Raw genomic sequence first — 20003 nt, 5'->3', positions numbered from 1 at the left:
GTATAAAACATCAAAAACAATCGACATGGGAACTATAAAGCTTAAAAACATCAGGACACATTCGTTTCACGGCTGTCTGCCGGAAGAGGGCATTATCGGCTCTGATTACTTCGTAAACCTGGAAATCAAGACCGATTTAAGGAAATCTTCCGTAACCGATGCACTCGAAGATACGGTAGACTATGTGCTTTTAAACCGGATTGTGATGGAAGAAATGGCGGTCCGATCGAAGCTTTTGGAACACGTAGCCCATCGGATTATCAAACGCATTTTCAGTGAAATAGCATCTGTTTCCAGAATTATCGTAGCAGTTTCTAAAGTAAATCCGCCCATAAATGGCGACGTAGAGCAAGTCACTATTGAAATGGAAGAATACAGGAATTGATGAATATTTTGAATGTAGGATGATGAATTTTAAATGATTTTATTTACATTTGCCGTCCATACAAATTATGGCGTCGTGGCCGAGTGGCTAGGCTGGGCTCTGCAAAAGCTCCTACTGCGGTTCGAATCCGCACGATGCCTCAGAGAAAGCTTCCTTTTTAGGAAGCTTTTTTATTTTCTCTTCCTCGATCTTTCTAATAACTTTTTGTCCTTTTTGATTTTATCAAGACTGTCTTTTACAAATTGCTGACTTTCATAGTAAGCAATTTCCGGTTCAACTATCATTATTTTTATAGGTTCTATTGGTGGGTAACATCCATTACCGCCCCGAATAATCCTTGAAATTTTAAAAATGCTTCCAATTTTTAACTTGTTTATTATTTTCAAAGTTTCAGCGTTAAACTTATTTCCTTGGTTGGTGCGTATGATTTTATCCTGGTAATTAAAATCAAATCCGTATACATGAAAAGCGGGAGGATCTATATCAAACGCAAAATTTTCAACCGCTAATGAAATAATTGCTTGTTTTAAATCCTCTTTAGTCATTTCAACAATACATCCAACGCAATTTTTCCCATCAATCAATCCAGAAAAATATCCTATATTTTTGATTCTGAAACGGTGTTCTTCAATTCGTTCAGAGTCATTTTTTAACTTTATATGTAAAATTATAACACTCTCCAACCCCACTCCCGGCGATAAAGTATAGTGCCCTTCCGAGACCTTCGTCAACCCGGGTGCCTCAGCAGTAAAGGATTTACAGTCCGGAACCGAAATTGAGATGGGGTTCGCTACCCCGCGATACACCACATTCATCCGATCGGCGGCAACCACGCCTGTCGGCTTGCTGATGCTGTCATGCTGTGCATAGGAACATGAAAAAATGAAGAGTAAGATGAAATGCCATTTTTTCATTGGGCGAAATTTTAGCGGCTTTTCTCGTGCGGACCGATGATGTCTACCGCATCCTTCACAAACTTCTGGTCGCTTGGAAACCAGCCCTGCAGCATGATTGAAATCCCAAAAATGATTAAAAGGATGCTCGTGATTTTCTTGATTTTTAAGATGTTTTCAGGGGTCATCTTATTCTTGAGCTTTTTCGCCAACAACATTTTCATGATGTCTACCACAAGATACGTCCCGATGACAGATGCAAAAAACAAAGACATCCGTGAGTAATCCAATTGCAGTGAAGGCCCAAAAGTGATGAAGATCAACACCCAGAATCCCAGTACACCCACATTGATGAAATTCAGTAAAAAGCCCTTTAAATAAAGGCTTCCATAGTTTTTCTTTATGATCTCAAGTTCCGGTTCTTCTGTTTGTACTTTGGCATTCCTGCGTAATTTAAGAAACGAAATAATCCCATAAGTTACCATAATCAATCCGCCAAAAATGAATAAGGCCGGATCATCTTTTATCCTGTTGATCAACCGGTAACTGCTGAAAAAAGCGATCGCGATAAATACAATGTCCGCGGTGACGACACCCAGGTCAAAAACCATTGCCGCTCGAAAACCTTTGGTAGCGGCAGTTTCAAGCAATACGAAAAACACCGGACCTATCATGAAACACAATAAAATGCCTAAAGGAATGCCTAATAAAATGTCATGAATCATCCGTTGGAAGTAAATTTTGTTTGTGCCTGTTTTTGTCTAAACACAAATATAAATCAAAATTTAAATAAAAACCGAATTACTGTTTTGATTCGACAATGTCGCCACCAAGTACGGTTTTCTTATTAATTTGTTTCGGGCTGCCATAAATGGTAATCGTTCCGCCTGCCCTGACTTTGGCATCTACAAGTTCCGTCGCACGCACATCCGCTTCACCACCCGTCGTAATCGAAACCGTAGTCTGCGTCGTTTTCAGGTCTGCGGCTTCCAAAACACCGCCGGTACCTAAAGAAGCTTCCTGATTATCAGCACTTCCCTGAATGCGTACAATGCCTCCGGTAACAGATTTTACTTTCGCTTTGGAGACATTCAAAGAGAGCCTTATTTCAGCGCCTTCCTTTGCGATAATCTCAAAAGAAGTCTGTTTAAAAGTGGCATCACTGACAATGTATGACCCTTCACTCGCATCGACACCTTCTATTTTTTTGAAGTATAATTTGGCCGTAATGTCGTCACCTTTGAGCAACTTACCAAACTTCATCCGGATTTTTAATTCGCCGTTGCGATTGACAACTTCAACTTCTTCGCTGCGTTTTCCATTGATTTCAATCTTGTTTTCCGCAGCTGGAATCAGTTCTACATTGATGCGGTCAAAAACGCGCACATTATCAAAATCGCCAAGATCTTTACTGACCTGTGCAAAAGTGAAACTGGTAGCCAGTGACATCAAAATAAAAGCTAACTTTTTCATGGTAATCAATTTTTTATTCTTGTTCGTTTCGCCTGATAAAATGAAAATCAAGCTGTTTTTTAACCAAATCTGCATTTTTCACTTTTACAAAAACCTCGTCTCCAAGCTGTAAAATATTTCCGGAAACTTCACCCACCAGTGCATATTGCTTGTCGTCAAAGGTGTAATAATCGTCTTTAATTTCGCGGATACGGCACATGCCTTCGCATTTGTTCTCCATGATTTCAACATAAATGCCCCACTCGGTCACACCGGAAATCACCCCAAGGAATTCCTGGTCCTTGTGATCCTGCATGTATTTGACCTGCATGTATTTCACACTGTCACGTTCTGCACTGGTTGCCAATCCTTCCATGTTGGACGCATGGCCACACTTCTCTTCGTAAACTTCCTCGCTGACAGAATTTCCGCCGTCGAGGTAATACTGCAGTAAACGGTGCACCATCACATCGGGATAACGGCGAATAGGCGAAGTAAAGTGTGAATAATATTCAAAAGCCAAACCGTAATGGCCGATATTGTGTGTGGAATATTTTGCCTTGCTCATGCTGCGGATCGTTAGCGTATCCACAAGGTTCTGTTCTTTTTTACCGTTTACGTTTTCCAATAATCTATTCAAAGACTGCGAAATATCCTTTTTAGACTTAAAGTTAATGCTGTATCCAAACTTAGAGATAATGCCCTGAAGGTTAATTAATTTGTCTTCGTTTGGTTCATCGTGAATCCTGTAAACAAAAGTCTTTTTCTGCTTTCCGATGAACTCTGCCACTTTTTTATTGGCCAAAAGCATAAATTCCTCAATGAGGTGGTTGGCATCTTTTGATTGTTTAAAGTAGACGCCTATTGGTTCTGCATTTTCGTCTAGATTAAATTTAACTTCCACCTTATCAAACGAAATCGCACCATCAGCCATCCTTTTGTTTCGTAAAATTTTAGCGAGATCATCGAGTTTCAACGTGGCAGTTACGATTGGATCAGGAACTACATAGGCTTCGCCGGTAATCGAAATCTCCGCAGGAATGGTTTTATCTTTGGTCTCGATAATGTATTGCGCTTCCTCATAAGCAAAACGCTGATCGGAATAAATGACAGTTCTTCCAAACCACTGGTTCACCAAAACGGCTTTTTCGGTCAATTCAAAAATGGCAGAAAATGTATATTTTTCCTCATGCGGGCGCAGTGAACACGCAAAATTTGACAACACCTCAGGAAGCATCGGTACCACGCGGTCTACGAGGTAAACTGAAGTACCACGCTGGTAGGCTTCATCATCGAGGATGGTGCCTTCTTCAAGATAATAGGACACGTCGGCAATATGGATACCGATTTCGTAATTGCCGTTTTCTAGTATTTTAAACGACAGGGCATCGTCAAAATCCTTGGCATCTTTCGGGTCAATTGTAAACGTGAGGGTATCGCGCATGTCACGGCGCTTTGCAATTTCCTCCGGATGGATTTCTGTATCCAGCTTTTGCGCAAAAACCTCTACTTCAACCGGAAAATCGTAGGGTAAACCATATTCTGCTAAAATCGCGTGAATTTCAGTATCGTGTTCCCCTGGTTTTCCTAAAACTTTGATTATCGATCCGAAGGGGCTGTCGGCTTTCTTCGGCCAGTCTTCGATCTTCGCTATGACGACATCGCCTTGTTCCGCTTCGCCAATTTTATCCTTTGGAATGAAGATATCGGTGTACATTTTGGCATTGGCGGTAGAAACAAATGCGAAGTTCTTTTGGATGTCAATCACCCCCACGAACTCTGTTTTCTTGCGTTCCACCACTTCAATCACTTCACCTTCCGGACGTTTTCCTTTACGTCGATTATAGACATAGACCTTAACGGTATCACCATCTAATGCGCGGTTCAGGTTATTGGTAGGAATAAAAACGTCTTCTGCAAACTCATCCTTGCAGATAAAATAGGCAGTTTTCCGGCTGGTCATATCAATTGTGCCTTCGTAATAATCCTTACTAATGGCTTTCACGAGATATTTTCCGGGTTCTGATTCGATGATTTTCTTTTGTGAGGCGAGGATTTTGAGATCTTTTATAATCTCGTTCCTGCTTTTGGTATCGTCTACATCGAGAATGGCTGCAATTTGCTTGTAATTAAAGGCTTTATTTGCATGTGTAGCGAGAATCTTTTGTATTTTTCCTGAGAAGTCTTTCTCTTTTTTCCCAAACTTTTTTGGTGTATTACTCATAAATCTTTTCTTAAAAACGGAAAATTACAAATAAGAATCTACAACACTCCCATTCCGCTTTAACATTTATAAAAAATATAACGATTACAAAAAGCGTTGAAACGAGATATTCAAAACATAAGTTTTCAACAACAACTAAAAACATCAGAAAAAAAGAAAATTGAAATTTAAAATTTTGATGGTTATTATAGCGTGTTAATAGTGACAATAATTTTATCGGCAGGAGCGCCAATATCCCAATTTAAGTTGTTATAACAATTTACTAACATAAAATTTACATTCCAAAAGCTTGTGGATGAGCCTATTTTAATATTTAATTAACAAGTGTTAATAACCAAAAACAAGGCATATTTGTTCTTAAATTGTTTTCCGAAACCTGTTGATAAGACATAAAAAACTATGGATAACTCTTCAAAAAATTCCGCAAACATTTCTTGCGTTTCTCATTTCTATTTTGGATTAGCAATTAAATTGATACCACAAAAAAAAACTTCTAAAATTCCATCTGAACTTATAAACAAAATATGTTAATTTAAAGTTAGTTGGATATCAGCAATTTATAAAATGTATTAACATTGAAGTATTTTAACATTTATTTCAAATAATTTGTGGTAAACTTAAAGGAGGATTCAAATTGTTGTTGTAAAAGATTGTAGTTAACTTTGCAAGACACAACTAATCTCACAAAAATGAAAATCTCCATCGGAAACGACCACGCAGGCCCTGACTACAAAAAGGCGATCGTCGAAATGCTTGAAGCAAAAGGACATCACGTAACCAACCACGGAACAGATACTTTTAATAGTGTGGATTATCCTGACTTTGGGCATCCCGTTGCTGATGACGTAGAAAGCGGCAAATCTGAATTCGGGATTGTCATCTGCGGCAGCGGAAATGGCATCAATATGACCGTCAACAAACACCAGGGTATCCGATCGGCTTTGTGCTGGACGAAAGAAATTTCGGCGCTGGCGCGCCAACATAACAATGCGAACGTCATCAGTATTCCAGCGCGGTTTACTTCCATACCACAGGCAGTCGAAATGGTCGATACTTTCTTGAATACGGCTTTTGAAGGCGGCCGACATGCAAACCGCGTCGATAAGATAGCCTGCAGCTAGATGGCACACGATCACCACCACCATCATTCCCACAACGGCGATCAAAATCTCTCGGTTTCAATTGTGCTTAATATTGGGATTACGGTGGCGCAGATTGTCGGCGGCATTATTTCCGGAAGCCTGTCTTTAATGTCGGATGCCCTGCACAATTTCAGTGATGTGATTTCGCTGTTCCTAAGCCTGGCAGCACATCGACTGGCCAAAAGGAAAGCAAACGCGGCAAGCACTTTTGGCTATAAACGTGCCGAATTATTAGCGGCCTTCATCAACGCGGCCACATTGATTATTGTGGCATTTTACCTGATTTATGAAGCGGTTTTGCGTTTTTCAGATCCTGTTGCCATTGGTACAGGATTGGTAATCTGGTTGTCTTTACTAGGAATATTATTCAATGGTTTTTCTGCTTTGTTACTTCGGAAAGATGCTCAGAAAAGCATCAATATGAAATCGGCGTATCTCCATCTTTTTACAGATATGATGGCCTCGATTGCTGTTTTGGCTGGCGGTTTGCTGATGAAATATTTTCAATGGTTCTGGGTAGACAGCGTGATTACTTTTGGCATTGCGGTTTATCTGATCATCATGGGTTTTGGCTTACTAAAATCATCCACTAAAATGCTGTTGCTCTTCACTCCCGAAAACCTCAAAATAGAGTCGATTGCGGAAGCGGTTCATCAAGTGACCGGCGAAAACAGACTGTACCACATCCATCTTTGGCATTTGAACGATAATGTGCTGCATTTTGAGGCACATCTGGACTGCCGCAGCGACATGAGCATCTCAGCATTTAACGAATTGGTCAGTAAAATCGAAGAAGTTTTATTCCATGACTTCCAAATCAGCCACTGTACCATCCAGCCCGAATTTGAGAAAGCCTGTCCGAAAGATTTTATAATCGAAGAGTAAATTCCCAATGGAATAAGCGTTTCGACACAAATGCCGTACAAATGTCATATAAAAACCGTCATCAAATGCCACGCTCCGGTTCTAATTTTGTCCAAACCTTAAACAAGAAAAACATGGAATCTATTGGAGAAAGAATCTTAAAAGTAAGAAAGCAAAAAGGGATGTCCCAGGAGCAGTTGGCAGATTTATCAAAAATCAATTTGCGGACGTTGCAACGCATCGAAAAAGGTGATAACGAACCCCGCGGAAATACCTTAAAACAAATCTGTGAAGTGTTAAACATCAACATTGAAGAGCTGGTGGATTATGGAAAAATAGACGACCGAAAGTATATTATTTTTCTCCATTTGTCGGTAATGACCGGAATGATTATTCCCTTGGGAAACATCATTCTCCCCGCAATTCTATGGCTTAACAAACGCGACAGGATCATCAATGTCGATGTGCATGGAAAAAGCATACTCAACTTCCAAATCCTTTTTACGATATTGGTAAATGTATTTTTGGTCATCGGGGTCTATGGGAAAATATCGCATGAATACTATATCCCTTCCTTTTTTTACATCTATTACCTGTTGATCATAGTGGCGTTGCTGTACCCCATTTTTATTGCCGCAAGAATCAATAAAGGAAATAATAAAAAATTCTACCCGAATCTGATTAGATTTGTGAAATAGGAATCATTTTTTTTATTTTAAATTTTAAATGCTGAATTATAAATGATTGTTTTGTACTACGATGCCCACAGCCATTTAAAATTTATAACTCACAATTCAAAATAATCCATGACCGCTGTCCAATTCATACAAAATCAGGTAAATACTGCGCCTAAGAATATTGAGAACACGCTGAAACTTTTGGCAGAAGATTGTACCATTCCTTTTATTTCGCGGTACCGCAAAGACCAAACCGGCAATCTGGATGAGGTCGTGGTCGAGCAAATTGCGAAACTGAATTCCAATTACGAAGCCATCCTGAAGCGCAAGGAAACAATCTTGAAGTCCGTTCTGGAACAAAATGCACTTACGCCGGAATTCCGCCAGAAAATTGAGCAGAGTTTCGATTTGCAGGAGCTTGAGGACTTTTACCTGCCGTACAAAAAGAAGAAAAAAACCAGTGCCGATGTCGCACGGGAAAATGGTTTGGAACCCCTAGCCAAAATCATCATGGCGCAGGGAAATGACGATGTTGATTTCATCTCTACACGTTTCCTGAACAAGAACGTCAAAAACGAAGACGAGGCGTTGCAGGGGGCGCGTGACATCATTGCAGAATGGGTGAATGAAAACATATACGTCCGGAAACAGCTCAGGAGGCTGTATCATAAAACCGCGCAGATTGAAGCCAAAGTGTCAAAATCAAAAAAAGACGACGAAGCCGCGCAGAAATTCAGCCAGTATTTCGACTGGTCCGAAAGCCTTACCAAGGCGCCGCCGCACCGTTTGCTGGCGATGCTGCGTGCGGAAAGCGAAGGATTTGTAAAGCTTAAGGTCGAATCGGATCCGGAAGAGGCGTTTCACCTTGTAAGGGAGATCATCATTAAGAAGAACAACGATACCACGCCGCACATCGAGCAGGCCATTGAAGACAGCCTGAAACGTTTACTGGCACCGGCCATTTCGAATGAAGCCCTGCAGGAAGCCAAAGCCAAAGCCGACGCCAATTCCATACAGGTATTTGCCACCAATTTAAGTCAGTTGCTTCTGGCGCCGCCATTAGGCGAAAAACGCATACTCGCAATTGATCCGGGTTACCGTAGCGGCTGTAAAATTGTTTGCCTTGATGAGAAAGGGGATCTGCTTTACAATGAGACGATTTATCCGCATGCGCCACAAAACGAAACCGGCATCGCCATGAAGAAAATCAAGTCGATGGTCAATGCTTATAAAATCGACGCCATCGCCATCGGAAATGGAACTGCCTCAAGGGAGACCGAATTCTTCATCAAAAAAATTGCTTTCGACAAGCCTGTGCAGGTTTTTGTGGTGAGCGAAGCCGGCGCTTCGGTGTATTCGGCTTCAAAAATTGCGCGCGAGGAATTTCCGTCTTATGACGTGACGGTGCGCGGTTCGGTATCCATCGGAAGGCGGCTGTCCGATCCGTTGGCAGAGTTGGTTAAAATTGACCCGAAGGCCATCGGTGTCGGTCAATACCAACACGATGTTGATCAGGGAAAGTTGAAAGGGGAGCTGGATACGGTGGTGGTGCGCTGCGTAAATTCGGTGGGTGTCAATATCAACACGGCGAGCAAACACCTGTTGTCGTATGTGAGCGGAATTGGGGAGAAACTCGCAGAGAACATTATACAATATCGCTCTGAAAATGGACCCTTTGAAGACCGAAAACAGCTCAAAAAAGTACCACGCCTGGGGGACAAAGCTTTCCAGCAGGGCGCGGCATTCGTCAGGATTGCTAACGGGAAGAATCCGCTGGACAATTCGGCTGTACACCCGGAAGCCTATCCCATTGTAGAAAAAATGGCCAAGGATTTAAAGTTGTCTGTACATGATCTGATTGCGAACAAGGAGAAAACAAAACTGATTGCGCCGGAAAAATACATTACGCCTGAAATAGGACTGCTTGGGTTGAAAGACATCATCCGCGAATTGGAAAAGCCGGGACTTGACCCCCGAAAATCGGCGAAGGTATTTGAATTTGACAGCAATGTCCGCACGATGTCCGATTTGAAAACAGGGATGGTGTTGCCGGGAATCGTAAATAACATTACGAATTTCGGCTGTTTTGTTGATATAGGACTTAAGGAAAGCGGGCTGGTGCACATTTCACAACTGCGCGCAGGCTTTGTTTCCGATGTGAATGAAGTCGTGAAATTACACGAGCATGTTCAGGTTAAAGTAACTGAGGTGGATGAAAGCCGGAAACGAATTCAACTGAGTATGATACTATAAAAAAATCCCGGTCAGTAGCCGGGATTTCTTTAAATTTTTTCTTCTTCCCTGCGCGGAGCAGGTGTTTCGTCTTCACCTTTGGCGGCGTTTTTAAATTCTTTTACGCCACTTCCAAGTCCTTTCATCAGTTCCGGAATTTTCTTTCCACCAAACAACAAAAGTACAATCGCAAGGACCAGGATTACTTTCATAGGAGTGATTTCTCCCATAAAAAAATATAGTGCATTCATAATAAATATTTTAGTAATACCAAATATAGGTATTATAGTTGTTAAACTGAGGTTAAAAATTACGCTCTATCGTCTTCCTGTGGCGAAGGCGGTGGCGTCAGGGGTGAGGTGGGCGCAATGGGATCCGTAGAAACTGGTTTGTTCGGAACAGATTTATCATCCTTAGTAGCGTTTTTAAATTCTTTAACACCGCTTCCCAAACCTTTCATCAGCTCCGGGATTTTTTTACCACCGAAGAGCAGCAATACAATTATAAGTACAAAAACTATTTCCTGCATTCCAAAGTCACCCAGGAAAACCATTGAAGATATCATAATAAACAATTTAATTAAAGGCAAAGTTATGAAAAAACTTCCCCGAATGTCTAAACCGGATTTTAATTTGTGATTATTTTAGACTTTACGAACAAACGTTTCGTTATGTTAACAGCCTATTTCCGATAGGCCATGATAAATTTCTATATTTGTAACACAAATAAAAACCATGTCTGAAAAACGGCTCAAGAGACAGCGCATCAAGAAAAAACTGTTTGCCAAAAACAGGCTTGTCATCCTGAATGACGAGACTTTTGAGGAGATTTTCTCATTGAAGCTCACACTGATGAACGTTTTTGTCGTGGCGACCGTTGGTGCCGTACTGATTATTTTTATCACCACTTACATCATAGCGTTTACCCCGCTCCGCGAGTATATCCCGGGTTATGCTTCCTCGAAATTAAAACAGGACGCCACCGAACTGGCACTCAAGTCTGATTCGCTCTCCAATGCTTTGCGCAAAAATGAGGCCTACATCAATGCGATCAGGAAGGTTTTGACGAACAACCTCGACTATGCGAGACTCAATAAAGATTCTATCACTGCAGGCGACATTGTGGATGCCTCAAAGCTGAATATGCAGCCGGGTGAAGAGGATCTTAAACTGCGAAAGGAAGTGGAACAGGAAGACAAATACAATCTTTTCGAACAGGCCTCTTCCAGGACGGGAATTGTCCTTTTTTCGCCTGTTAAAGGAATGGTGACGGAAGCCTATAGTGTTAAAAACAGGCATTATGCCGTCGATATTGCTGTTGCAAAAGATACTCCCATTAAAGCAGTGGCGGCTGGCGCCGTGATTTTCGCAGACTGGACGCCGACAAATGGAAACGTCATCATCCTGCGCCACAATGACGGTTTAATCTCCGCCTATAAGCACTGCGAATCACTGACCGCGGAACAGGGCGATAAAGTCAAGACCGGCGAAGTGATTGCAGTGGCCGGTTCGACAGGAGAACAATCAACAGGCATACACCTGCATTTTGAACTTTGGAAAGATGGCTATCCGATCGATCCGTCACAATTTATCGAATTCGAATAACTATGGCTTCAATCAAGGCGTTAGCCGCAAAAATTTTCGCTTCGCGGGTTTTCAGGAATACACAAAAGTGGTCGCGCAATCCGGAGGCCACGCAGCAGAAGGTTTTCACCCAGCTCATTCAGAAGGCCAAAAATACCGATTTTGGCAGGGACCATCATTTTGATCAGATCCAAAGCTTTGAAGATTTTTCGAAACAGGTTCCCATCCGAGATTATGAACAGCTCAAAGACTATGTGGAAAAGGTGGTGAAAGGACAATCAGACATACTCTGGCCCGGCAAGCCGTTGTATTTTGCCAAAACTTCAGGAACCACTTCCGGTGCCAAATACATTCCGCTAACAAAGGAGTCAATGCCATTTCACATCCAGGCTGCGCGAGATGCTATCCTGCATTATATCCATGAAACTGGCCACGCCGACTTTGTGAACGGGAAAATGATTTTCCTTCAGGGAAGCCCCGAACTGGAGGAAAAAAACGGGATAAAACTGGGAAGGCTTTCCGGAATAGTGGCGCATTATGTCCCAAAGTATTTACAGAAAAACCGGCTGCCCTCTTTGGAAACCAATTGTATCGAGGATTGGGAGACCAAAGTCGACGCCATCGTGAAAGAAACCATCCAAGAAACCATGACTGTAATTTCCGGAATTCCGTCGTGGGTCCAGATGTATTTTGAAAAATTGAGACAGCAGTCCGGAAAGCCCGTCGGGGAATTGTTTAAGGACTTCAATCTATTTATATACGGAGGCGTCAATTACGAACCATATCGGGCAAAATTCGAAAATCTGATTGGGCGGAAAGTAGACAGTATCGAATTGTTTCCTGCATCTGAAGGTTTTTTTGCCTATCAGGATTCACAGCAGGAAAAAGGCATGTTGCTGCTATTAAATTCCGGTATCTTTTATGAATTTGTAAAAGCGGACGAATTTTTCACTGAAAACCCTAAACGGCATACGATTGGAGAAGTGGCGTTGGGTGTAAATTATGTAATGATCATTTCGACAAACGCCGGGCTTTGGGCATACAATATCGGCGATACGGTTCAATTTACGTCACTGAAACCGTATCGGGTCATTGTTTCCGGGAGGATTAAGCATTTTATTTCGGCGTTTGGAGAACATGTCATTGGGAAGGAAGTGGAAAGTGCCCTGCAGGAAGCCATGGAACATACCGAAATCCGTGTGAATGAGTTCACCGTTGCACCACAAATTAATCCACAAAAAGGATTGCCGTACCACGAGTGGTTTATCGAATTTGAGAATCGGCCAGACGATATTGAAGATTTCGCCTTGAAAATCGACGCAGCCATGAGGAAGCAGAATACCTACTACGACGATTTAATTTCCGGAAGTGTGTTGCGGACGCTTGTCATTTCACAAGTGCCCAAAAACGGCTTTCAGGAATACATGAAATCCATAGGGAAACTGGGTGGGCAAAATAAGATTCCGCGGTTATCGAATGACAGGAAGATTGTGGAGGAATTAGCGAATGGGATAATTAGATAATTAGCAAATGTTTAGGATCGCACTATTTTTTTTGATCGGTATATCGGCCAATGCCCAAATTCACGGCATCGTAAAAGACAGCATTTCCGGACAACCGATTCCATATGTGAACATCTGGGTTGAAAACGGGAACATTGGGGCGACTTCGGAACAAGACGGAAGTTTTAGGATTGGCGCAACGCAAACCGATAAACTTGTTTTTTCGGCGGTTGGATATCAATCAAAAACAGTTAAAACCTCAAATACTACCATTGTTAACCTTCAGGAATCAGTGCGGCAGCTTGATGAAGTGCAGGTTTCAGTAAAGAGGCCTGAAGCTACCAAAACAATTGAAATCGGGGGTTCAAAAGAAATAGCGCATACTTATTTATCTGGCGCAACACCGTGGATTTATGCCAAATTTTTTCCTTCAGATAGTTTGTACGCCGCCACACCATTTATAAAAAATGCGATTGTGTTTACGAAAAGCAACATCCGGAATGCGACATTTAAGTTAAGGATTTTTTCTGTGAGTGATGAGGGTTTTCCGGAAAATGATTTGATCGGTGAAGACATTGTCGTCAGCGTGAAAAAAGGATGGGAAAAAAACACGATCGATCTCACCAAATTTCACCTCACCGTACCGGACAATGGGATTTTTATTGGGTATGAGTGGATGATCATCGCAAAGAATAAGTATGTTATGAAGTATAAGAACCTGGAGGGTAAAATGGAACAATTTGACACGTACGCTCCGGTGGTAGTTTGTAATCCTGTTGATGCGGTAAATACCTTTCATTTCATCGGAGGAAATTGGTATAAAAAGCAACCTTCAAAACAGGGAAGCGAGGATACCGGAAAAATCACTGAACCCGCGATAAACCTTACATTAACCAACTAAAAGATAAAAACCCTACATTTGCGGGTTAGAAAATAATATTTAATGAGTGAAGTTAAAAACATTTCGCGCTCCAGGGCGCAAGAATCGTCAGCAGCTATTGAACGATTGTACATTACCATCAGGCACCTGTTCAACCGCGGTTTCTACAAGCCGATGGGTGTTTCAGGAGAAACATTGCGGGAAGCCCTGCTGGATTTAAGACCAGAAATTTATGGCTCCATAGCCGAAGAAAAAGTAGAACTCAGCGGCCTTTTATACGTTATTGAAAGGCTTCCGGTCGGAATTGAGGAATGCCGTTTCATCAACCTGATTTCAGATGAAGGGTATTCGAAATCACATTTCAAGGCCATCATCCCGCCAAAAAGGAAACGAAACTGTTATCGCATAGACGACGAGCAGATGAATGTTGAAATCACGCGCGGTCGCTCAGATATCTATGATATCCTGACACACCTCACGTTTATTTTCATTGAATCACATAAGATTAAAAACAGGATTTTGCTGGATGAGAGCGGTGAAGTGTCGCGCGATTGGCAGAAATTGGAACAAACCGTCCTGCAAACCAAAAAGCTGGCACAAATTGAAAAGGAAAAGGCAATATCCCATACGGCCAATATCCTTGGACGTTCGTTTGCAGAGATTCTTGCGATTTATGACGGATTTGGAACTGCCGAGAAACCGGACCGTTTCCTGCACATTATCTATTGGCTTGGAAAAGGCGCTTTGGAAGAAGTACTCGAAAGCAACAAACGGACCATCACTTTCAGCCCCATCTTGAGGGAAAGGCTGGGGCACCACATTCACGGGGAAATCTGGGCAAACAACATTAAGCAGACATTGAAGGAGAACGACCTTCTGGACAGGCCGATACACATCATCAGTGCCAACATGCACAGTGTGATGAATTCGATTTTTGCGCCATATGTACACCGTTTAAAATACAAGGATAAACCTGATTTTCATGTGTATGAGGAGTTAAGTAAGCCAGGCGCACACGACGTTCGGGATAAGGTTGAAGATTTTGCAAAATTGCATGGGATGATTTCGCTTCCCGATACATCAGGTACCAACATTGATGTACAGATTTTCGACACGGCTAAAATCGACTGGAAAAAATCGGCATTTTCAAAAGCAAAACCAAGCGGCAGCCCTGTGATCATTGTGATGGATTATGCGTTTGGCGAGCAGGCTTATGAAACCATTGACGAATTACTGAAACCTTACCAGGAATCAAAACACAAAAAGCATTTCCTTAATGTCGAGTCGGTGTCCATCATGGGAAAGGCCGGAATTTTAGAGGGCGGCAAAGGCGATATCATGATTCCTTCAGCGCATATCAATGAAGGAACCGGCGACAATTATCCATTTGAGAACGAGCTTACGGCCGCCATGCTCGAAGGCAATGACATCCCGGTTTTCGCAGGCCCGATGGTGACCGTTTTGGGCACATCACTTCAGAACAGGGATTTATTAAAATTCTTCCACGAATCGACCTGGGGCGTGATCGGGCTTGAAATGGAAGGTGCCTATTACCAGAAAGCGATACAATCAGCATCAAAAATCAGGAAAAGCATCAATCCCGATGTAAAAGTAAGATACGCGTATTATGCTTCAGATAATCCCTTAGAAACAGGAAGTACTTTGGCTTCCGGAGGACTGGGAACGACGGGTGTAAAACCGACTTACCTGATTACAATCAAGATATTAGAACAAATTTTTAACGTAAACAAAATTTAAGTATGAGCCAAGTAAGTAAAAATTCTGGCGATCCGGAAATCGACCTATCGGTAATTTCTAAAAAAATCGGAGATTTTTTTAGCAGTATTGCTACAGCTGCTTTTGAGGCGATCCTTTTCGTAAAACGAAACCTGATTGTTTTCAGTTTCTTAGTACTCGCTGGGGTTGTGATAGGTTTTTTTCTGGATAAATCCGAGGATAGATTTAACACTAACATTATTGTAGGGTCTAACTTTGGCAGCACAGAATATCTATATGGAAAAGTGGAACTATTGAACTCCAAGATAAAGGACGGCGATACAACGTTTTTGAAATCAATCGGAGTCAAACATCCTAAAAAACTTCGGATTATTGAAATTGAACCCATAGTCGACATATACAATTTTGTGAACAATAGTAGTCCCAATATGCCCAGCGGTGCACAAAATACCCAAAATTTTGAACTCGTAAAGCTCCTATCGGAAAGCAGTGATATCAATAAGGTAATCAAAGAAGAAACCACCAGTAAGAATTATACAAAACACATGATTCATGTTGAAAGCAAAGGGATGATTTCGAATTCCGATAGTGTAGACCCTATATTGAAATATCTTAATGAAAATAGTTATTACAATGCCATACAAGCGTCGCTTGTAAATAATATTTCAAAAAAAATGGTCGAAAACGAAGGAATAATCCGGCAGATTAATGCATTGTTGGATCAATTTTCCAACGAAGCCGCGAACAACCAAAGAAATGATAAATTGGTATATTACAATAATGAAAATAATCAAATTAACGATATCATAAATACAAAAAACGGACTGATCGCAGAGCTCGGAAATCAACGAATTCAGTTAATTAATTTTGATAAGACTATAAAAGACTACAGCAGAATCATTAATTTCCGAAAGAAGCAAGGCACGCTTGGAAAAATGAAGGTTGTTTTGCCGATTCTATTGATGATTTTATTCATTTTGTTTGTCCGAATTAAGAGATTTTATAGATATCAAATGCGTAAAAGAACAACATAATGAAAGGTATAATTTTGGCAGGCGGATCCGGGACCCGGCTCCATCCGTTGACATTGGCGGTCAGCAAACAGTTAATGCCGATTTATGACAAACCGATGATTTACTATCCGCTGTCAACATTGCTATCCGCGGGAATCAGGGAAGTACTTATCATTTCAACGCCGCATGACCTGCCGCTGTTCAGGCAGTTATTGGGCGATGGGTCACGACTGGGATGTCGTTTTGAGTATGCAGCACAGGAACATCCAAACGGACTCGCGGAAGCGTTCATTATCGGAAAGGATTTTATTGGTAACGATAAAGCCGCATTGATCCTTGGCGATAATATTTTTTATGGAACGGGACTTGCCGAACTGCTTCAATCCAACAACAATCCGGACGGAGGTATTATTTATGCCTATCATGTGCATGATCCTGAAAGATATGGGGTTGTTGATTTCGATGTGGACGGAAAAGTACTTTCTATTGAAGAAAAACCAAAATGCCCAAAATCCAATTATGCCGTTCCCGGTATTTATTTTTACGACAACGACGTTATTGAGATTGCAAGTAAAATCAAGCCAAGCCATCGAGGAGAGATCGAGATTACGGACGTAAACAAAGAATACCTCCGCCGCGGAAAACTGACAGTCAGTATCCTGGACAGGGGCACGGCCTGGTTTGATACCGGCACATTCAACTCGCTGATGCAGGCGTCACAATTTGTGCAGGTTATTGAAGAGCGCCAGGGTCTTAAGATTGGATCAATTGAAGAAGCCGCTTATAAAATGGGCTTCATAAATGCGAAACAGCTGCAGGAAATTGCCCAACCACTGCTCAAAAGCGGGTATGGGAAACATCTTTTAGATATAATTTAGTGCGACATGAATTTTATAGATACTCCACTTGAAGGTTGTTTTATACTTGAACCGAAAATTCATTATGATGATCGCGGCTACTTAATGGAAAGCTACAACGAAAGACTCTTTTCGCAAAAAACAGGGCTCGACTTTCATTTTGTGCAGGACAACCAATCTTTTTCAACGAAAGGCGTGTTGCGTGGATTGCATTACCAGACCGGTGCACATGCCCAAGCCAAACTTGTGCGGGTTATTCAAGGGGAAGTACTTGATGTTGCAGTAGATATCAGGCCCGGCTCGAAAACTTACGGGAAGCATGTGTCCGTAGTATTATCGTCAGAAAATCAAAGACAGTTTTTTGTTCCCAGGGGATTTGCCCATGGGTTTCTTGTGCTCAGTGACACGGTAGTATTTTTTTACAAATGCGACAATTTTTACGATAAAGCGTCTGAGGGAGGAATTATTTACAACGATCCGGAAATAAACATTGACTGGAATTTTGACGCATCAGAGATGATTATTTCAGATAAAGACCGAAAGCTTCCTAAACTTTCAGAGGCAAGACAAGCATGGTAGTATTAGTCACTGGTGCAGATGGGCAATTGGGGAAGTCCCTGCGGTATATTGCGGAGGACTATCCACAGATTCAATTTCTGTTTTTTAATTCTCAACAATTGGATATTACGGATAGCCGCGTCGTAAATTCAGTTTTCGCAGTTGCACATCCCGACTTTTGTATCAATGCAGCGGCTTACACTGCAGTTGACCGGGCTGAAAATGAAGCGGAAACGGCACATCAGATCAATGTGATAGGACCTCAAAACCTTGCTTACGCCAGTAAAAAGGAGGGCACCATTCTGATTCAAATTTCAACCGACTTCATTTTTGATGGAAATAGTCAGGTTCCCTATACCGAGCGCGACCGTCCAAACCCTATGAGTGTGTATGGGCGTACCAAGCTTGAGGGCGAAAAAGCGGTTGAAAAAGAAATGGAACGGTTTTTCATTATACGGACGTCGTGGGTATATTCACAATTTGGAAATAATTTTATGAAGACGATGATGCGGCTGGCTTCTGAAAGGGAAAGTCTGAACGTCGTAGACGATCAGGTTGGAACACCTACACATGCTGTTGATCTGGCGAAAACACTCTTACGTATAATTATATCAACAAAGGAGAAACCAGAACACAAATTGTTCGGAATATATAATTTTAGCAATGAAGGACAATGTACGTGGTACGAATTCGCAAAAAAGATTTTTGAAATTAACCACGTTGAAATTCAGTTAAATGCGATTGTGACGGAACGTTATCCCACACCCGCAAAACGGCCAAAATATAGCGTATTGAATAAAGATAAGATCAAATCGTGTTTTGGAATCGTGCCAGAATATTGGGATGTTTCCCTCGAAAATTATAACGGCAGGTTGTTGTAATTAAATTTCCGGTTTGTGATGGAAATTCACACACAAAAAAAATTGGTACCGGAGAAGAATAGTTTATTTTGCCGCTGCTAAATCAGAAAATTCGCCGGGCAGGTTTTCAGGCGAACAGAATTTTGTAAATCGGTTTAATCGGTTTAAAGTTTGTAATTTTGGGAGCTATTTTTAACATATAAAATTTAAAAAATGCGGGAAGCACCCCATATTTCAATTGTGAGTCCAGTTTACAAGGCTGAGGCTATTCTTGAAAACCTGGTTTCCGAAATACATTTGGCGATGAAGCTTGTCGGAAAAACGTACGAAGTCATTTTGGTTGATGACCGTAGTCCGGATAACTCATGGGATTTAATGACCAGGATTTCTGCCAATGACCCCAATATAAAAAGCGTAAGACTGAGTAGGAATTTTGGCCAGCATCCGGCGATTATGGCTGGCTTAAGCTGTGCTTCCGGCGAATGGATCGTGGTTATGGACTGTGATCTGCAGGATCAGCCTAAAGAAATTACAAAGTTGTACCACGAAGCAACCAATGGATATGATATTGTTTTGGCCCGTCGGAAGAATCGAAAAGACGGTTTTTTAAAGAAAATCTCTTCAAAGCTTTTTTCAATAGCCTACAGTTATCTAACTGAAACAAAATTTGACAATACCATTGCTAATTTCGGAATTTTTAATAAAAAGGTCATTTCCGAAGTTTTATTGATGAACGATTATATTAAATCGTTTCCATTATTTGTAAACTGGGTCGGGTTCCGGTCAACTGTTGTTGATGTTGAACATGCGGGACGGGAATCAGGGAAATCTTCGTATACTTTCAGCAAGCTCCTTAGCCTGGCATTTAACACCATTATATCTTTTTCAGACAAGCCATTAAAGCTTTTCGTGAAATTTGGGATGATCATGTCGTTGTTTTCCTTTGTATTTGGACTGGTGACGGTCTACCGTTATTTTGATGGTGAAATACAGGTACTGGGATACAGTTCGCTGATGGTTTCCATTTGGTTTCTATCCGGAATTATTATTACCACTATCGGGATTGTTGGAATTTATGTGGGGAAAATATTTGACCAATCCAAAAACAGAAAGCCTTTTATCATTGACCAGATCTTAAATTAAA

At 41.5% G+C, this 20003-nt stretch carries 19 protein-coding genes, 1 tRNA gene and 1 pseudogene; 15 read left to right on the top strand and 6 right to left on the bottom strand.

The genetic code is table 11. The features are described 5' to 3' along the window. Positions 1-25 precede the first annotated feature (25 nt). Entirely contained in the window at positions 26-385 is a 360-nt protein-coding gene (gene folB / locus CFE23_RS04465) for a dihydroneopterin aldolase (protein ID WP_291084630.1), read from the top strand. 69 nt (positions 386-454) lie between these two features. Beyond that, a tRNA-Cys gene (locus CFE23_RS04460) sits at positions 455-525 on the top strand. Between the two features lie 30 nt (positions 526-555). Here CFE23_RS04460 and CFE23_RS04455 read toward each other — a convergent pair. The 4 genes from CFE23_RS04455 to rnr form a co-directional block, all read right to left on the bottom strand. Beyond that, positions 556-1299, bottom strand: coding sequence for a GldM family protein (locus CFE23_RS04455; RefSeq protein WP_291084627.1), 744 nt, complete (start codon positions 1297-1299; stop codon positions 556-558). 11 nt (positions 1300-1310) lie between these two features. Then, a complete protein-coding gene (locus CFE23_RS04450) occupies positions 1311-2003 on the bottom strand; it encodes a LysE family transporter (protein WP_291084624.1) in 693 nt (230 codons plus the stop codon). 76 nt (positions 2004-2079) lie between these two features. Further along, the gene (locus CFE23_RS04445; protein WP_291084621.1) at positions 2080-2751 is read right to left on the bottom strand and encodes a head GIN domain-containing protein; all 672 of its coding nucleotides are present in this window, start codon (positions 2749-2751) and stop codon (positions 2080-2082) included. A gap of 13 nt (positions 2752-2764) precedes the next feature. After that, positions 2765-4954: a ribonuclease R gene (rnr, locus tag CFE23_RS04440; protein WP_291084618.1), complete on the bottom strand. Its 2190-nt coding sequence runs from the start codon at positions 4952-4954 to the stop codon at positions 2765-2767. A 689-nt stretch (positions 4955-5643) separates the two neighbouring features. On the opposite strand from rnr, the gene rpiB reads away from it, so the two are divergent. From rpiB to CFE23_RS04420, 4 genes are all read left to right on the top strand, one after another. After that, the gene (gene rpiB / locus CFE23_RS04435; RefSeq protein ID WP_291084615.1) at positions 5644-6075 is read left to right on the top strand and encodes a ribose 5-phosphate isomerase B; all 432 of its coding nucleotides are present in this window, start codon (positions 5644-5646) and stop codon (positions 6073-6075) included. Further along, positions 6076-6981 carry a cation diffusion facilitator family transporter gene (locus CFE23_RS04430; RefSeq protein WP_291084612.1) on the top strand — a complete coding sequence of 302 codons (906 nt, stop codon included), beginning with the start codon at positions 6076-6078 and terminating at the stop codon, positions 6979-6981. Between the two features lie 41 nt (positions 6982-7022). Continuing rightward, positions 7023-7658 (top strand): helix-turn-helix domain-containing protein, encoded by a 636-nt coding sequence (locus CFE23_RS04425; RefSeq protein WP_291084609.1) that lies wholly within the window; start codon positions 7023-7025, stop codon positions 7656-7658. Between the two features lie 108 nt (positions 7659-7766). Continuing rightward, the gene (locus CFE23_RS04420) at positions 7767-9890 is read left to right on the top strand and encodes a Tex family protein (RefSeq protein WP_291084606.1); all 2124 of its coding nucleotides are present in this window, start codon (positions 7767-7769) and stop codon (positions 9888-9890) included. Positions 9891-9919: 29 nt separating this feature from the next. On the opposite strand, the gene tatA is transcribed toward CFE23_RS04420, so the two are convergent. Together tatA and CFE23_RS04410 are read right to left on the bottom strand one after the other, a co-directional pair. Beyond that, positions 9920-10120, bottom strand: a complete 201-nt coding sequence (gene tatA, locus CFE23_RS04415) for a twin-arginine translocase TatA/TatE family subunit (RefSeq protein ID WP_291084603.1) — start codon at positions 10118-10120, stop codon at positions 9920-9922. A 149-nt stretch (positions 10121-10269) separates the two neighbouring features. Continuing rightward, positions 10270-10434: pseudogene (locus tag CFE23_RS04410) on the bottom strand (twin-arginine translocase TatA/TatE family subunit); the annotation flags it as partial. Between the two features lie 169 nt (positions 10435-10603). On the opposite strand from CFE23_RS04410, the gene CFE23_RS04405 reads away from it, so the two are divergent. From CFE23_RS04405 to CFE23_RS04365, 9 genes are all read left to right on the top strand, one after another. After that, entirely contained in the window at positions 10604-11473 is an 870-nt protein-coding gene (locus CFE23_RS04405) for a M23 family metallopeptidase (protein ID WP_291084600.1), read from the top strand. Between the two features lie 2 nt (positions 11474-11475). Continuing rightward, a complete protein-coding gene (locus CFE23_RS04400; RefSeq protein ID WP_291084597.1) occupies positions 11476-12975 on the top strand; it encodes a GH3 auxin-responsive promoter family protein in 1500 nt (499 codons plus the stop codon). A 7-nt stretch (positions 12976-12982) separates the two neighbouring features. Beyond that, a complete protein-coding gene (locus CFE23_RS04395) occupies positions 12983-13855 on the top strand; it encodes a carboxypeptidase-like regulatory domain-containing protein (RefSeq protein ID WP_291084594.1) in 873 nt (290 codons plus the stop codon). Positions 13856-13897: 42 nt separating this feature from the next. Then, positions 13898-15592 carry a hypothetical protein gene (locus tag CFE23_RS04390; protein ID WP_291084591.1) on the top strand — a complete coding sequence of 565 codons (1695 nt, stop codon included), beginning with the start codon at positions 13898-13900 and terminating at the stop codon, positions 15590-15592. Between the two features lie 2 nt (positions 15593-15594). After that, on the top strand, positions 15595-16605 hold the full coding sequence (locus CFE23_RS04385) for a hypothetical protein (protein ID WP_291084588.1): 1011 nt from the start codon (positions 15595-15597) through the stop codon (positions 16603-16605). Further along, the gene (gene rfbA, locus CFE23_RS04380; protein ID WP_291084585.1) at positions 16605-17462 is read left to right on the top strand and encodes a glucose-1-phosphate thymidylyltransferase RfbA; all 858 of its coding nucleotides are present in this window, start codon (positions 16605-16607) and stop codon (positions 17460-17462) included. The genes CFE23_RS04385 and rfbA overlap by 1 nt, the downstream gene beginning before the upstream one ends. 6 nt (positions 17463-17468) lie before the next feature. Beyond that, on the top strand, positions 17469-18020 hold the full coding sequence (rfbC, locus tag CFE23_RS04375; RefSeq protein WP_291084582.1) for a dTDP-4-dehydrorhamnose 3,5-epimerase: 552 nt from the start codon (positions 17469-17471) through the stop codon (positions 18018-18020). Further along, positions 18014-18880, top strand: a complete 867-nt coding sequence (gene rfbD, locus CFE23_RS04370; protein WP_291084579.1) for a dTDP-4-dehydrorhamnose reductase — start codon at positions 18014-18016, stop codon at positions 18878-18880. Before rfbC ends, rfbD begins: the two co-directional genes overlap by 7 nt. 192 nt (positions 18881-19072) lie before the next feature. Further along, positions 19073-20002 carry a glycosyltransferase family 2 protein gene (locus CFE23_RS04365; RefSeq protein WP_291084576.1) on the top strand — a complete coding sequence of 310 codons (930 nt, stop codon included), beginning with the start codon at positions 19073-19075 and terminating at the stop codon, positions 20000-20002. Position 20003: the final 1 nt, after the last annotated feature.

Origin of the sequence: Flavobacterium sp. BFFFF1 (genome assembly GCF_002256285.1) — a bacterium.
Lineage (GTDB): Bacteria > Bacteroidota > Bacteroidia > Flavobacteriales > Flavobacteriaceae > Flavobacterium.
Note: the sequence above shows the minus strand (reverse complement) of the source record. Positions and strands in the feature narration are given on the sequence as shown.